General features: G+C 68.5%; 14 protein-coding genes. 8 read left to right on the forward strand and 6 right to left on the reverse strand.

All coding sequences use genetic code 11. The annotated features are described in order from the left end of the window. Positions 1-46: 46 nt before the first annotated feature. Together INQ42_RS10030 and INQ42_RS10035 are read right to left on the reverse strand one after the other, a co-directional pair. Positions 47-1,471: an NAD(P)(+) transhydrogenase (Re/Si-specific) subunit beta gene (locus INQ42_RS10030; RefSeq protein ID WP_194034138.1), complete on the reverse strand. Its 1,425-nt coding sequence runs from the start codon at positions 1,469-1,471 to the stop codon at positions 47-49. Next, a complete protein-coding gene (locus INQ42_RS10035; RefSeq protein WP_228064342.1) occupies positions 1,468-1,812 on the reverse strand; it encodes an NAD(P) transhydrogenase subunit alpha in 345 nt (114 codons plus the stop codon). Before INQ42_RS10035 ends, INQ42_RS10030 begins: the two co-directional genes overlap by 4 nt. A gap of 191 nt (positions 1,813-2,003) precedes the next feature. On the opposite strand from INQ42_RS10035, the gene INQ42_RS10040 reads away from it, so the two are divergent. Genes INQ42_RS10040 through INQ42_RS10050 form a run of 3 tightly spaced genes read left to right on the forward strand, consistent with a single transcriptional unit; the run spans position 2,004 to position 3,483 of the window. Continuing rightward, entirely contained in the window at positions 2,004-2,609 is a 606-nt protein-coding gene (locus INQ42_RS10040) for an RNA polymerase sigma factor (protein WP_194034139.1), read from the forward strand. After that, the gene (locus INQ42_RS10045; RefSeq protein WP_194034140.1) at positions 2,606-3,055 is read left to right on the forward strand and encodes a hypothetical protein; all 450 of its coding nucleotides are present in this window, start codon (positions 2,606-2,608) and stop codon (positions 3,053-3,055) included. The genes INQ42_RS10040 and INQ42_RS10045 overlap by 4 nt, the downstream gene beginning before the upstream one ends. Next, on the forward strand, positions 3,052-3,483 hold the full coding sequence (locus INQ42_RS10050) for a DUF3106 domain-containing protein (RefSeq protein WP_194034141.1): 432 nt from the start codon (positions 3,052-3,054) through the stop codon (positions 3,481-3,483). The genes INQ42_RS10045 and INQ42_RS10050 overlap by 4 nt, the downstream gene beginning before the upstream one ends. A 178-nt stretch (positions 3,484-3,661) precedes the next feature. On the opposite strand, the gene INQ42_RS10055 is transcribed toward INQ42_RS10050, so the two are convergent. Both INQ42_RS10055 and INQ42_RS10060 read right to left on the reverse strand, forming a co-directional pair. Continuing rightward, positions 3,662-4,786: an NAD(P) transhydrogenase subunit alpha gene (locus INQ42_RS10055; RefSeq protein WP_194034142.1), complete on the reverse strand. Its 1,125-nt coding sequence runs from the start codon at positions 4,784-4,786 to the stop codon at positions 3,662-3,664. A 133-nt stretch (positions 4,787-4,919) separates the two neighbouring features. Beyond that, entirely contained in the window at positions 4,920-7,313 is a 2,394-nt protein-coding gene (locus INQ42_RS10060; RefSeq protein ID WP_194034143.1) for a DUF1631 family protein, read from the reverse strand. Positions 7,314-7,418: 105 nt separating this feature from the next. Here INQ42_RS10060 and INQ42_RS10065 point away from each other — a divergent pair, with 105 nt between their 5' ends. Genes INQ42_RS10065 through INQ42_RS10075 form a run of 3 tightly spaced genes read left to right on the forward strand, consistent with a single transcriptional unit; the run spans position 7,419 to position 9,580 of the window. Next, on the forward strand, positions 7,419-8,039 hold the full coding sequence (locus tag INQ42_RS10065) for a nitroreductase family protein (RefSeq protein WP_194034144.1): 621 nt from the start codon (positions 7,419-7,421) through the stop codon (positions 8,037-8,039). Next, positions 8,027-8,980, forward strand: coding sequence for a 5'-3' exonuclease (locus tag INQ42_RS10070; RefSeq protein WP_228064343.1), 954 nt, complete (start codon positions 8,027-8,029; stop codon positions 8,978-8,980). Before INQ42_RS10065 ends, INQ42_RS10070 begins: the two co-directional genes overlap by 13 nt. Positions 8,981-9,013: 33 nt before the next feature. Beyond that, positions 9,014-9,580, forward strand: coding sequence for an NUDIX hydrolase (locus INQ42_RS10075; RefSeq protein ID WP_194034145.1), 567 nt, complete (start codon positions 9,014-9,016; stop codon positions 9,578-9,580). 38 nt (positions 9,581-9,618) lie between these two features. Here the strand turns inward: INQ42_RS10075 and pip are convergent, their stop codons facing one another. Together pip and prmC are read right to left on the reverse strand one after the other, a co-directional pair. Further along, positions 9,619-10,563 carry a prolyl aminopeptidase gene (gene pip / locus INQ42_RS10080; protein WP_194034146.1) on the reverse strand — a complete coding sequence of 315 codons (945 nt, stop codon included), beginning with the start codon at positions 10,561-10,563 and terminating at the stop codon, positions 9,619-9,621. Between the two features lie 72 nt (positions 10,564-10,635). After that, complete coding sequence (gene prmC, locus INQ42_RS10085; protein ID WP_194034147.1) at positions 10,636-11,460, reverse strand: peptide chain release factor N(5)-glutamine methyltransferase; 825 nt, start codon at positions 11,458-11,460, stop codon at positions 10,636-10,638. A gap of 298 nt (positions 11,461-11,758) precedes the next feature. On the opposite strand from prmC, the gene ahpC reads away from it, so the two are divergent. Together ahpC and ahpF are read left to right on the forward strand one after the other, a co-directional pair. Further along, positions 11,759-12,322, forward strand: a complete 564-nt coding sequence (gene ahpC / locus INQ42_RS10090; RefSeq protein WP_194034148.1) for an alkyl hydroperoxide reductase subunit C — start codon at positions 11,759-11,761, stop codon at positions 12,320-12,322. Positions 12,323-12,641: 319 nt separating this feature from the next. Beyond that, on the forward strand, positions 12,642-14,255 hold the full coding sequence (gene ahpF / locus INQ42_RS10095) for an alkyl hydroperoxide reductase subunit F (protein ID WP_194034149.1): 1,614 nt from the start codon (positions 12,642-12,644) through the stop codon (positions 14,253-14,255). The last annotated feature ends 30 nt before the right edge of the window (positions 14,256-14,285 follow it).

Consider the following 14,285-nt stretch of genomic DNA (forward strand, 5'->3'; position numbering starts at 1 on the left):
TTGCCACGCGGCAGCCGCGCGATGCCACCGCGGGCTGCCGCCAGCCTCAGGCGTCCAGCGCCTTCAGCTCCGACACCAGTGCGCCCACCGCCTCCGCCCCGTCGCCGTAGAGCATGCGGGTGTTGTCGGCGTAGAACAGCGCATTCTCGATGCCGGCAAAACCGGTGCCCTTGCCGCGCTTGATCACCACGGTGTTGCGTGCATTGACCACGTCCAGGATCGGCATGCCGTAGATCGGGCTGGCCGGATCGGTCTTGGCCACCGGGTTGACGACGTCGTTCGCACCGATCACCAGCGCCACGTCAGTCTGCGGGAACTCCGGATTGATGTCGTCCATGTCGACGATCAGGTCGTAGGGCACGCCGGCCTCGGCCAGCAGCACGTTCATGTGTCCCGGCATGCGCCCGGCCACCGGATGGATCGCGAACTTCACTTTGACCCCGCGATCGATCAGGCGCTGCGCCAGCTCCCAGACCTTGTGCTGGGCCTGGGCGACGGCCATGCCATAGCCGGGCACGATCACCACCCGCTCGGCGAAGGCCATCATCGAGGCGACATCGCCGGCCTCAATGGGCTTCTGCGAGCCACTGATTTCCTGCGCTTCGCCGGTCGCGCCGAAATGCGAGAACAACACCCCGCTGATCGGCCGGTTCATCGCCTTGGCCATCAGGCGGGTCAGCAGCATGCCGGCCGCGCCAACCATGGTGCCGGCGATGATGAGCGCCTCGTTGCCGAGCACGAAGCCTTCGAACGCCACCGCCAGGCCAGTCAGGGCGTTGTACAGCGAGATCACGACCGGCATGTCCGCGCCGCCGATCGGCAGGGTCATCAGCACGCCCAGCAGCAGTGCGAGGACGAAGAACGCAACGATCGCCGGCATCTGCAGCGTGGCCACGGCCCAGCCGCCAGCCAGCAGCATCGCCAGGAACACCAGCGCGCTGAGGAGTTGTTGCGCCGGGAAGACGACGCGCCGGTCCAGGCGTCCGTCCAGCTTGGCCCAGGCGATCACCGAGCCCGACAGCGACACCGCACCGATCGCTGCGCCCAGTACCGCCAGGGTCAGGGTGAAGGTGGACAAGGCCGGCAACGTACCCGCCAAGGCGGGCGTCGCAACGCCGACCATCGAGGCGGCGCGCAACAGCTCCACCGCGCCGATCGCCGCAGCGGCGCCACCGCCCATGCCGTTGTAGAGCGCGACCATCTGCGGCATGTCGGTGATGGCGACCTTCTTGCCCGACACCCAGGCCGCCACCGTGCCGATGACCAGCGCGGTGACGATCAAGCCCAGGTTGTGCAGGTCCGGCAACAGGAAGGTGGCGGCGGTCGCCACCAGCATGCCCGCTCCCGCCCAGCGGATGCCGCTGCGTGCGGTCTTCGGCGAGGCCATCCGTTGCAGGCCAAGCAGGAACAGCGTGGCAGCGACGAAGTAGCTGCTCGCGGCGACCAGCGACTGCAGTTCGGCCGCGCTCACGCGCGGGTGTCCGGTGCTTTCGACGCTTCATCGACGGGTGCACGCTTCACGCTCGGCTTGAACATGTCCAGCATGCGTTCGGTCACCACGTAGCCACCGGCGGCATTGCCCGCGCCCATCAACACGGCGACGAAGCCGATCACTTTCTCCAGCGTGGTATCGGCGTGGCCGAGCACCACCATCGCGCCGATCAGCACGATGCCGTGGATGAAGTTGGAACCCGACATCAGCGGCGTGTGCAAAATCACCGGCACCCGCGAAATAATCACATGCCCGGCGATCGCCGCCAGCATGAAGATGTAGAGCATCGCAAACGCCTGCACGATCAGCCCTTCGCCCATCGTTCCTTCCCCGCGCGGTAGTTCCCCATCATAACCACGCATTCAGGGGCGCCGGCAAAGCCGCTGGCGTTTGATGGCAATTCCGCGCGGCCTGTCAACCTGCATCCACCTCACGCGTTTCCCTGTCTGCAGCAACCGCTGCGACCCGCCGCGCGACGCGATTGTCGCGAGCGACCGGATGCCGGCCGTATATGCTTGATTTCGTGACCCATGACGCCATCGAACCACCTGCGCAGGCCGCCGTTGCGCCTGATCCGACCGACGCTGGCGCCGCGTCCTTGCGCGAGCCGAGGACGCTGGACGAGTTCCTCGCCCGCCTCGGCACCCGGGCGTTCCGTTTCGCCGAAATCGGCCTGCGCCAGCGCGAGGATGCGCTCGACGCGGTGCAGGACGCGATGATGAAGATGATGAACTACCAGGACCGACCGCCGGCGGAGTGGACGCCGCTGTTCTGGAGCATCCTGCGCAGCCGGATCATCGACATCCATCGTCGGCGCACGTTCCGCATGCGCTGGATGGCGCCTGCGATCGGGCGCGACGACGGCAGCACGCCGGACTGGCCCGATCACGGCCCCGATCCAGCCCGCAATCACGACGGCCGCGAAGGCTACGCGCGCCTGGTCGAGGCGCTGCAGCAGTTGCCGCGTCGCCAGCGCGAGGCGTTCAGCCTGCGCATCCTGGAAGAGCTTGACGTGGCAACCACCGCCAAGGCGATGGGCTGCAGCGAGGGCTCGGTGAAAACCCATCTGTCCCGTGCACGCACGGCGCTGCAGTTGCAGCTGGAGGACTGGAAATGAACCGCTACGCATCACCGCCGACTGCGGACCCGCGGAACAGTCCGCAGAGCCGGTTTGACGCCCACGCGCGTGAATGCCACGCCGACGCGCTGGCCCACGTCTCGCCGCATGTCCTAAGCCGGCTGCAGCAGGCGCGTCGCGCCGCGGCGCTGGGCGCTCCGCGCAGGCACAGCCGGGTGTGGGCGTGGTCCGGCAGCGCCGCCGTGCTGGCGCTGGCGCTGGGCGTGGGCGTGCAGTTCCAGCGCGCGCCCGATTCAACTCAGGGCGCCAGCGTCCCACTGGCCAACACGGCCGATCTGGCGGCAGGACAGGCCGTGGCCGCGCTGGACGAAGTTGACAGCGAGGTCAGCGGCCTGCTCGCCGCGCTGGACGAAAACCCGGACTTCTATCTCTGGCTGGCCGCCAACGACGGCGCGCTGTCACCACCCGCGGAGCGATACCCATGAACCGTCCATTGCGCTTGACCTTCCTGACAGTCCTGGCCGCCGCGGTGTGCATGCCGGCGATGGCCTCCGAGCCGACTATGCCCGAATGGGACCAGCTCAGCGCGGAGACGCGCGCCACGCTGATCGCGCCGATGCGCGAGCGCTGGAACAGCCAGCCCGACGGGCGGGAACAGATGCTGCAGCGCGCGCAGCGCTGGAGCGAGATGACGCCGGAACAGCGCGGCAAGGCGCGCCACGGCATGGACCGCTGGCACCACATGTCACCCGCCCAGCGGCTGGAGGCGCGTGCGCTTTACAGCAGGATGCGGGGAATGGATCCGGACGCTCGCAAGGCACTGCGCGAGCAGTGGCGCCGCATGACACCGGAGCAACGCAAGGCATGGGTGGAGGCCAACCCGGCGCCGGAAAGTGGGGATCGCCCGCGCTGACCTGACGATACTGGCTGGCATCGGCTGAGCCGGGCTCGCGCCGCGTTGCCGGAGACGGCCCCGCCTTCACGACGTGAACGTATTCGCACGGCCGGACTTTCGATATCGACTTCGGACCGTCCACACGTTCGCCTGAAGCTCAGGCGCCGGTGGCTTGTCCGGCTGCGGACACCTGCGGCTAGGTCGCCGATGCCGGCGCCTCGGACGGTGCTTCCGGGCGCGGCGGCCACACCGTCTTCGCCAGCAACTCGTCGCTCCAGTCGAAATCGATCGTCCCGTCTCGGACGAACAGGCTGACGAAATTCAGGACGTTGCGCGCTAACATCTCGCTGGCGTGGGTGGCGCCGCTGCTGGGCAGGTTCAGCGGCCCGGCCACGGTGACGCCACCCACATCGACCGTCTCACCAGGCCGGGTGCACTCGCAGTTGCCGCCGGTTTCCGCCGCCAGGTCGACGATGACGCTGCCCGGCCGCATCCCTCCCACCATCTCGGCAGTGAGGATTTTCGGCGCCGGCCTGCCTGGTACTGCGGCCGTGGTCACCACGACATCGACGAGCTTGAGGTGTTCACCGAGGCGGCGCTGCTGCTCGGCCCGTTCCTCCTCGGTGAGCTGGCGCGCGTAGCCGCCCTCGCCCGCTGCGCTGACGCCCAGGTCGAGGAATTTGCCGCCGAGCGATTCGATCTGCTCCCGGGTCTCCGGGCGCACGTCGAAACCCTCGACCTGCGCACCCAATCGCTTCGCCGTCGCGACGGCCTGCAGGCCGGCAACGCCTGCACCGATCACCAGCACACGTGAGGGGCGGATCGTCCCGGCGGCCGTGGTCAGCATCGGAAAGAACCGCGGGGCCAACTGGGCGCCCAGCAACACCGCCTTGTAGCCGGCCATGCCCGCTTGCGAGCTGAGTACGTCCATCGCCTGGGCGCGGGTGGTGCGTGGCAGGCGCTCCAGCGGAAAGGCGACCAGTTGCCGCGCGGTGATCGCTTCGCTGCGGGCGGGGTCGGCCTCGGGCGCCAACTGGCCTACCAGCACGGTTCCGGGCTCCAATGCCTGCAGGACGTCCGCAGGCGGGCTCTGCACGCAAAGCACGACGTCGGCTCCTGCAAGGGCGCTGACGGCATCAGCGACGACCTCGACACCTGCCGCTGCATACGCGTCGTCGGCAAAGCCCGCTGCGCTGCCGGCGCCGCGCTCGATGCGCAGTTGCGCACCCAGGGCGCCCAGCTTCTTGGCGGTCTCGGGGACCAGGGAAACGCGACGCTCGCCGGCCGCGGTTTCGCGGGCGACGCCGATGGTGATCGACATCAGGCATTCCTTATGCGGGTTCAGCCCATCCTAGCGAATGCCCTGGCAATTGGGCGCACCGCGATGCCGGAACGGCAGGCCAAAAGGGGGAGCTACGGCTGCGCGCACATGGCGAGCCGCGCTCGACCCGGCGCTAGCGGGCCACGGAACCGGCGGCACGGTCAAGCTGCTCGCGCACGTGCTGCATCGCCTGCTCGAACGCGGTGGGCTCGCAGCCCACCTTCAGTCGACCGGCAGCGGCCATCACCGCCAGCTCCTCCACCGTGGCCACCAGGACCCGCAAGCCGCGGCGGTTGACCAGCAGCCTGCGGTCGCTGAGCGGGCTGACCCAGGCGATCTTCGCGGCCAGCGACTCGCCCTTCAGGTCGCTGATCTGCAGCCACGACCCGGCCTCCAGCGCGCGCAGCTCCTCGACCTGCGCCGGCCTGGCGCGCGCGCTGCCGCGCGGATCCAGCCACAGGCTGCGCTCGTCGTCGTCGTCCTGGGCCTGCCGGGGCGGCGGCGGATAGAGGTCGCGCGGGGTGTGCGGGTAGACCAGCCCCTTGACCAGCAGCGCGAGCGCGTGCTCGGCCGCGGACTGGTCCAGTCCGGAGCTGGCCAGGCATTCGGCGATGCGCGGCTCCAGCGCCAGCAGGTGATCGGCCAATTCCGAACCGCGGCCTTCCGCCGCCAGGCGGTCGGCAGCCACCAGTGCATCGCCCAGGGACACCGCGTCGACCAGGCGCTCGCGGTCGTCGCCGTCGCGCAACCAGGTCTGCACCAGGTGATGGCGCCAGGATCCGCGCAGGAACTCGGCAATCGCCGGGCTCAGCGGCGGGGCCGACAGGCGCCGTGCCAGCACGGTATCGGCCTGCTCGCGGGCGTGATTCAGCCGTTCGCGACCGTTGGTGGCCTTGGCCGCACGCTCCTCCTGCAACTCGATCCGGCGCCGCTGCTGCTGCAACAGGGCGTCCAGCTCGCGGTGCGCGGTCTCGAAGATCACCAGATCCTCGGTGTATTCGGCGACCACGCGCTGGGAAATCGAGGTGGCCCGGTCCAGCAGCTCGCGCTCCTGCGGGGTGTTGCCGGCGTTGCCCGCGACCGCCTCGGTGATGGCATCGAACAGGCGCCGCGCCGGGTGGGTCGGGCTGACAAACAGTTGCTGGTCGGTCAGCGCGACCTTGACGTAGGGCAGCACCAGGCGCGCGTACATCCGCCGCGCGCGGTCCTGCAGTTGCTGGCTGCGGAACAGCGCGTCGAACAGCAGGCCGACCAGGTCGATCGCGTCCTCGTCCTCGGCGCTGAAGCTGATCTGTTCCGGATCCAGGCCGAGACGGCGCGAGCCGGTGTTGAGCTGGTCGCGGATCGCGCCCGCCAGGGTGCCGGTACCGGCCAGCGCGCGCGCGAAGACGTCCGCCGGTTCGGCCTGCATCAGCGAGGCGACGTTGACCAGTTCGTCCAGGCGCAACTCGCGGCGACCCGGCGTGCCCGTGGAAGTGCCGGCCCTGGGAGCGGGCGCCTCGTCGCGGCGACCCTCGCGCCAGGCGTGCAACATGCTGCGCAGCTCGTTCAGCTCGGCCGGCGTCGGGGCCTCGGCGCCGCCACCGGGAGCGCCCGCGCGCCCATCGCCCCAACCCGCTCCGCCGGCGCCGGTACCAGTGCCGGACGCGGCGTGTCCGCTAACCGCGTGACCATGACCGCCATACGCGGGCTGGCCGGCAACGCCTGCAAACCCGGCGGGACCCGCGCCGTGCTGGCCCTGCCCCAAACCCCCGCCAGCCGCCCCCTGGGCCGCGGTGGAGTAACCCGTTGCCGGCACCGGCCCCGGCGCTCCGGGCGTTCCACTGGATGCACCAACCGCGGCCGCAGAAGCCGCCGCCGCTGGCGCCTCCGGAGCCGCCGGCAATCCGTAGCCACCGCGCGCGAGCACCGCGTTGGCCGCGTCGTAAAGCTCACCCAGGACGCTGCCCAGCGCCTTGGCGTAGTGCTCGAACAACAGCGTCCGCAGCAGTTCGGGGATCTGCTCGTCTTCAAACGTGTCCACGAAGGCCATCGCCAGGCGGGTCGGGCCCAAGGGGTTCATCGAGGGCTCCGCGCCCAGCGCGCCGGCCAGGATGTCCAGGCGTGCGCCCATCATGTCGAGGCTGGCGCTGTGCCGATGGTCCAGGCTGGCGGCCAGCGCCTGCCCGGCCAGATGGAAATCGATCTGGCCTTCGTCGATCAGCCCCAGCGGAACGTCGACGCTGTCGCGGGCATGCAGCAGGCGGAAATCGTCGAAGCCGCGCGCGATGCCCTGCCGGAAGCGCATCACATGCGCGGCGTGGTGCTGGCGCAGCACCCACAGGGCGGCCTGCGCCTGGTAGACCACCTGCGGCGAATGGTTTGCATCGCCACCGGCGGTGATGGCCGCCAGCGCGGTGTCGATCGCCGGGTAGAATTCGCCCGGCAGCCCGGCAAGGCGCTCCAGCACGAGGCGCTTGATCTCCTCAAGCACCCGCGTGGGATCCACGGGGGTGGAATGGAAACCGCGGGCGGATGGGATAGACACGTGTGCTCCAGACCTGGGTGACGCAGACCGCTGCCCACAAACCTGTATGGGAGCATAGTGGCAATATGGGTCAGGTTTCTCCGCTCAATGTTTGAACTGTGACTTATGACCCCCAAAGCCGATACATCGTATCAACAAGGGCCCTCGCTCGACGCCTTGGATGCTGCGCTGGCGCACCTGGATCGCCGCCGTTCCGTGCCCTTCATGCGCTTGCAGGAGCCCGGGCCGGACCGCGCGGTGTTGCTGCGTCTGCTCGCCAGCGCGACCCGCGTGCCCGACCATGGCGCCCGCGTGCCGTTTCGGTTCATCAGCCTGCGCGGCGATGCCCGGCGGGTGTTCGGCGAGCGCCTGGCCGCGCGCCATCCCCAGGCCGATCCCGAGGCCAGTGAGGGCGCGATTGCCAAGGATCTTGACCGCTACCTGCACGCGCCGCTGATCGTGGTGCTGGTGGCCGAACTGGGCCCGGACCCGAAGATCCCGGAGCAGGAGCGCCTGCTCAGCGCCGGGTGCACCGGCTTTGCGCTGCTGCAAGCGGCCCAGGCCGCGGGCTTTGGCGGCTGCTGGTTGACCGGCTGGGCCGCCTACGACCGCGGCGTCGCAGCGATGCTCGGACTGGCGGACCACGAGCACATCATCGGCTTCATCCACCTGGGCACGCCATCGCAGGAAATCGGCGAGCGTCGCCGCCCCGATCCGGCGGCATTGCTGTCCGAGTGGGTACCTTGAGCCACGCTGGCGTCGCTGCCTCGCCGCGCGCTGCCACGCCGACCCTCTACCTGGTCGACGCCAGCCTGTACGTGTTCCGCGCCTGGCACTCGATGCCCGACGATTTCCGCGGCGCGGATGGCTCGCCGACCAACGCCGTCCACGGATTTGCCCGCTTCCTGCTGGAGTTGCTGGATCGTGCGCGCCCGCAGCACATCGCGGTGGCCTTCGACGAGGCGCTGGACTCGTGCTTCCGCAACGCGATCTACCCGGCCTACAAGGCCAACCGCGAGCCCGCTCCGGAAGCGCTCAAGCAACAATTCGTCCACTGCCGGGAACTGTGCGCGGCGCTCGGCCTGAGCGTGCTCTCGCACCGCGAGTACGAGGCGGACGACCTGATCGGCAGCGCCTGCATGAGCGCCCGCGCGCACCGGTTCCGCTCGGTCATCGTCTCGGCCGACAAGGATCTCTCGCAGTTGCTGGGAGATCACGACGAGCAGTGGGACTTCGCCCGCGGCCAGCGCTGGGGCGCCGACGGCGTGCCCGCGCGCCACGGTGTGGAGGCCAGCCAGATGGCCGACTACCTGGCGCTGACCGGCGATGCGGTCGACAACATTCCGGGAGTGCCGGGCATCGGTGCGAAAACCGCCGCGGCGCTGCTGACGCATTTCGGCAGCTTGGATGCGCTGTTGGAGCGCATCGACGAGGTTCCGTACCTGCGCCTGCGCGGCGCGGCGGCGTGCGCGGCCCGGCTGCGCGAGCATCGCGACCTGGCCCTGCTGTGTCGCCGCTTGTCGACGGTGGCCTGCGACGTGGCCCTCGGGGATGCGGACACCCACTTCGTGCGCCGATCCGCCGCGCCCGCCCGGCTGCACGCGCTGTGCGAGCGCGTCCGCTTCGGACCACTGACCCGGCGCCGGCTTTACGGCGCGGCAGGCCTGGAATTCAATCCGGGCACGTGAACAAGCGCGCCGGGAAGGTTTAGCATCGGGCCAATGGACGATCACGCGGACGATCACGAAAAGCCGGTTGAAACCATCTACGACGGCAAGTGGCTGCGGATGTTGCGCCGCGGCCGCTGGGAGTACGTCGAACGCACCCATGGCAAGGGGATGGCGGTGATCATCATCGCCGTGACCCCGGCCGACGAGGTCCTGTTCGTGGAGCAGTTCCGCGTACCGCTGGGTTCACGCACCATCGAGATGCCGGCCGGGCTGGTCGGCGACGATGACGCCTCCGATACGCTGGCCGCCGCCGCGCATCGCGAACTGGTCGAGGAAACCGGCTGGGAGCCCGGCCGGGTCGAGGTGCTGCTGGTCGGTCCCACTTCGTCGGGAATGAGCAGCGAACGGATCGCCTACGTGCGCGCCCGTGACCTGGTCAAGGTGGGCGAAGGCGGCGGTGTCGGCAATGAGGACATCACCGTCCACCACGTGCCGCGCGAGCGGGCGCCCGCCTGGCTGATGGAGAAACAGCGCGAAGGCTTCGAGCTGGACCTGAAGCTGTGGGGCGGCCTGTGGATGATCGACCGCGACCCGGACGGATCGCCGGTCGCGCCCTGACGGTCATTGACCAGTTGGGCTCGGCAGGCGCGCTGGCCTCAGCCGGCGAACCCGTCGGTGGCCCGCACCAGCGAGTCGACGTTCTCGGCCTCGAAGGCCGAATGCCCAGACGCCGGCGAGATGGCCAGCGTCGCCTTCGGCCACGCCTTGTGGAGGTCCCACGCGTTCTGCACCGGGCACACCACGTCGTAGCGGCCGTGCACGATCACGCCGGGAATGTCGGCGATGGCGCCCACGTCGCGCAGCAACTGGTCGTCGACTTCGAAAAAGCCGCCGTTGACGAAGTAGTGGTTCTCGATCCGGGCGAATGCCAGCGCGAACTTCGGGTCCTCGTGGCTGGTGGTGAAGTCGTCGTCGATATGCAGGAAGCTGGTCGCACCTTCCCAGACGCTCCACGCCTTGGCGGCCGCGAGCTGCGTGGCCTCGTCCTGGCTGGTCAGGCGGCGATGGTAGGCGCTGATCAGGTCGTGGCGTTCAGTGACCGGGATCGCCTCCAGGTAGTGCTCCCAGGGCTCCGGGAAGAGGCGGCTCGCGCCTTCCTGGTAGAACCACTCCAGTTCCCAGCGACGCAGCATGAAGATGCCGCGCAGCACCAGCTCGGTCACGCGCTTGGGGTGCTTCTGCGCATAGGCCAGCGCCAGCGTCGAGCCCCAGCTGCCACCGAAGACCTGCCACTTGTCGATGTCCAGCTTGACCCGCAGCTTCTCGATGTCCTCCACCAGGTGCCACGTCGTGTTGGCGACCAGGTCGGCGTGCGGAGTGGAGCGACCGCTGCCGCGCTGGTCGAACAGGATGATGCGGTAGCGCGCCGGGTCGTGGAACCGGCGCATCTTCGCACTGCATCCGCCACCCGGGCCACCATGCAGCAGCACCACCGGCTTGCCGTCGGGATTGCCGCACTGCTCGTAATACAGCGTGTGGCGTTCGTCGACGCCCAGCGTGCCGGTGTCGTAGGGCTGGATCTCGGGATACAGGGTGCGCATGGCGACTCCGCCGCAGGGTGGGCCGGCAATTCTACCGAGCGCTGTGCGTGCTCGCAGCCTGACCCAGCGAGCTCATTCAGCGACCCGGCCAACGCTCACCCGGTCGCGCTGCTCCAGATCGACTACCGTTTCCACGTCGCGCAGACCCGCCTGGACCATCAGTGCACGCACCGCAAGACCCTGCTCCAGCCCGTGCTCCAGGAGCAGCCAGCCGGCCGGCGCCAGCAGCGCCGGTGCATCGCCGATGATGGTGCGGATGTCGTCCAGTCCGTCGGCACCCGCGGCCAGCGCGTTGCGCGGCTCGAACCGCAGGTCGCCCTGGACCAGGTGCGCATCATCCTCGGCGATATAGGGCGGATTGCTGACGATCAGGTCGAAGCGCATGCCGGCCAGCGGTTCCAGCCAGTTGCCGTGGCGGAATTCCACGTTGCCCAGATCCAGCGCCCGCGCGTTGCCGGCGGCCACTTCCAGCGCCGTTTCGCTGGCGTCCGTGGCGATCACCCGGGCCAGCGGGCGCTCCATCGCCACGGCGAGCGCCACCGCGCCACTGCCCGTGCCGAGATCTGCAACCCGAAGCTCCCGATCCGCTGGCAGCCGGGCCAGGGTTTGCTCTACCAGGAGCTCTGTTTCCGCCCGCGGGATCAGCGTGGCCGGGCTTACCTGCAGGTCGAAGCGCCAGAACCCGCGTTGGCCGGTCAGGTAGGCGACCGGTTCGCCCGCGCGCCGGCGCTCCAGCAGCGCTCCGAAATGCTGCGCGGCCGCGTCATCGAGCTCCTCGTCGCCGTGCGCGTAGAGCCAGGTGCGCGAGCGGCAGAGCGTGTGGGCGAGCAGCAACTCGGCCTCGCCCGGCTCCGTGCCCAAACGCGCCTCGCGCAGGAGTGAATCGATTCGCGCCATAGGTTCTACCGAACGTTGGAAAGCCGCGCGCCTCCGATCCGACTGCGGCGCATCGAACGCCATGATAAGCGAGCCTGCTTTGCCACAATCGAGAACGGCCGGGGTTGATAAGCGCTGCTCACGCCGCGATGTCGAAAGGGTCGCCTTCACCGGCGATGTGCGTTTTCGAACGTCCGCCGCGAATGATAGGTCTTGGCTATTGAATCAATCATATCAATCGATTTGATTAATCCCATAGGCCCCACTAACCTGTGATTCGTAGCTTCTTCTCCCCCATCCACTGCAAGAGGATCCAGCGATGTCCCTGATCAATACCGAAATCAAACCGTTCAAGGCCCAGGCGTTCAAGAACGGCGAATTCAAGGAAATCACCGAGGCCGACCTGAAGGGCAAGTGGTCGGTGTTCTTCTTCTACCCGGCCAACTTCACCTTTGTCTGCCCGACCGAGCTGGAAGACCTGGCCGACAAGTACGAGGAGTTCCAGAAGCTCGGCGTCGAGATCTACAGCGTCTCCACCGACACCCACTTCTCGCACAAGGCGTGGCACGACACCTCCGAGTCGATCAAGAAGATCAAGTACACGATGATCGGCGACCCGACCGGCACGATCACCCGCAACTTCGGCGTGATGATCGAGGACGAGGGCATCGCTGACCGCGGCACCTTCGTGATCGACACCGAGGGCAAGATCCAGATCGTGGAGATCAACGCCGGTGGCATCGGCCGCGATGCCAGCGAGCTGCTGCGCAAGGTCAAGGCGGCCCAGTACGTCGCTGCCCACCCGGGTGAGGTCTGCCCGGCCAAGTGGAAGGAAGGCGAGAAGACCCTTGCTCCTTCGCTTGATCTGGTTGGCAAGATCTAAACCGCTGCAACGGCGATGCTCCGGCGTCGCCCAGATGTCACCCCCGGGCGCTGTAGCCGCCCGGGCGCATGATCCGAGCCCCGGGTGTCCTCCACCCGGGTCTCTTCAGGGCTGGTTTCGCCTGATTCCACACCGATTCCACACCCGATCTCGCCGTACGCGAGTGGGTGACGCGTCACCGGTTGCTTGCACAAGCGGCCTGGGCTGAGCCGGATGCTGGAGATATCCACCGGCACCCCCCACCGGCCCCCTCCCCCGGCCCAGGCCGCTCCTGCAAGCATCCACACGCCTTCTTTCCACCTTCAATGGAGCCGTTGCCATGCTCGATGACAGCCTCAAGACCCAGTTGCAGACCTACCTGGAAAACGTGACCCAGCCGATCGAGCTGGTCGCCTGCCTGGACGACGGCGCCAAGTCGCAGGAGCTGCATGCACTGCTGACCGACATCGCCGCGATGTCCGGGAAGATCACGCTGCGCCGCGATGATGATTCGCAGACGCGCAAGCCGTCATTCGCGATCAACCGCGTGGGCACCGATATCGGCGTTGCCTTCGCGGCGATCCCGATGGGGCATGAGTTCACCTCACTGGTGCTGGCGCTGCTCCAGGTCGGCGGCCACCCGGGCAAGATCAGCGATGAGCTGGCCCGGCAGGTGCGTGAGCTGAAAGGCGAGTTCAACTTCGAGACCTTCATGTCGCTGTCCTGCCAGAGCTGCCCCGACACGGTGCAGGCGCTGAACCTGATGAGCGTGCTGAATCCCGCCATCCGCCACGTCGCCATCGATGGCGCGCTGTTCCAGGACGAAGTGGAATCCCGCGAGATCATGTCCGTGCCCACGGTGCTGCTCAACGGCGAGGCCTTCGACACCGGGCGCATGACGGTCGAGCAGATCGTTGCCCGGCTCGACACGGGCGCCGGGAAGCGTATGGCCGAGGAGATCAGGACCAAGGCGCCGTTCGAGGTGCTGGTCATCGGCGGCGGCCCGGCCGGAGCGGCGTCGGCCATCTACGCCTCACGCAAGGGCATCCGCACCGGCGTGGTCGCCGAGCGCTTCGGCGGCCAGGTGCTGGACACGATGTCCATCGAGAACTTCATCTCCGTGCCGCACACCGAGGGCCCGAAGTTCGCGGTGGCCATGGAGCAGCACGTGCGCGAGTACGACGTGGACATCATGAACCTGCAGCAGGCCACAAAGCTGGTGCCTGCCAGCGAACCCGGCGGCCTGGTGGAGGTGCAGCTGGCCAATGGCGCATCGCTCAGGTCGCGCAGCGTGGTCCTGGCCACCGGCGCGCGCTGGCGCCAGATGGGCGTGCCCGGCGAGGAGGAGTACCGCAACAAGGGCGTGGCCTATTGCCCGCACTGCGACGGCCCGCTGTACAAGGGCAAGGACGCGGCGGTGATCGGCGGCGGTAACTCGGGCGTCGAGGCCGCGATCGACCTGGCCGGCATCGTCAAGCACGTCACCCTGATCGAGTTCGACAGCCAATTGCGTGCCGACGAGGTGCTGCAGCGCAAGCTGCGCAGCCTGCCCAACGTCAGTATTGTCGTCAGCGCGCAAAGCACCGAGGTGCTCGGCGATGGCAGGAAGGTCACCGGACTGGTCTACAAGGACCGCGAGGGCGGCGATATCCACCGCGTGGAACTGGACGGCATCTTCGTCCAGATCGGCCTGCTGCCCAACACCGAGTGGTTGAAGGGGGACCTGGACCTGTCACCGCGTGGCGAGATCATCATCGATGAGCGCGGTGCGACCTCGATGCCCGGCGTGTTCGCCGCCGGCGACGCGACTACCGTCCCGTACAAGCAGATCGTGATCGCCATGGGCGCGGGCTCAACCGCGGCGCTGAGCGCGTTCGACTACCTGATCCGCACGCCGGCACCGGCCGAAGCCGCAGCAGCCCTGGCCGCGGCCGCGGACACCGCCGCGGCCTGACGGCCAACCGTTGCCGCCGTGCCCATCGGC

Source organism: Lysobacter avium (genome assembly GCF_015209745.1).
GTDB classification, from domain to species: Bacteria; Pseudomonadota; Gammaproteobacteria; order Xanthomonadales; family Xanthomonadaceae; genus Novilysobacter; species Novilysobacter avium.

Excerpts from the sequence above, each read along its gene's own strand:
- INQ42_RS10050 (WP_194034141.1), top strand. The coding sequence starts at position 3,052 with ATGAACCGTCCATTGCGCTTGACCTTCCTGACAGTCCTGGCCGCCGCG.
- INQ42_RS10045 (WP_194034140.1), top strand. The coding sequence starts at position 2,606 with ATGAACCGCTACGCATCACCGCCGACTGCGGACCCGCGGAACAGTCCG.
- INQ42_RS10075 (WP_194034145.1), top strand. The coding sequence starts at position 9,014 with ATGGACGATCACGCGGACGATCACGAAAAGCCGGTTGAAACCATCTAC.
- ahpC (WP_194034148.1), top strand. The coding sequence starts at position 11,759 with ATGTCCCTGATCAATACCGAAATCAAACCGTTCAAGGCCCAGGCGTTC.
- INQ42_RS10040 (WP_194034139.1), top strand. The coding sequence starts at position 2,004 with ATGCTTGATTTCGTGACCCATGACGCCATCGAACCACCTGCGCAGGCC.
- INQ42_RS10035 (WP_228064342.1), bottom strand. The coding sequence starts at position 1,812 with ATGGGCGAAGGGCTGATCGTGCAGGCGTTTGCGATGCTCTACATCTTC.
- pip (WP_194034146.1), bottom strand. The coding sequence starts at position 10,563 with ATGCGCACCCTGTATCCCGAGATCCAGCCCTACGACACCGGCACGCTG.
- ahpF (WP_194034149.1), top strand. The coding sequence starts at position 12,642 with ATGCTCGATGACAGCCTCAAGACCCAGTTGCAGACCTACCTGGAAAAC.
- prmC (WP_194034147.1), bottom strand. The coding sequence starts at position 11,460 with ATGGCGCGAATCGATTCACTCCTGCGCGAGGCGCGTTTGGGCACGGAG.
- INQ42_RS10065 (WP_194034144.1), top strand. The coding sequence starts at position 7,419 with ATGACCCCCAAAGCCGATACATCGTATCAACAAGGGCCCTCGCTCGAC.
- INQ42_RS10055 (WP_194034142.1), bottom strand. The coding sequence starts at position 4,786 with ATGTCGATCACCATCGGCGTCGCCCGCGAAACCGCGGCCGGCGAGCGT.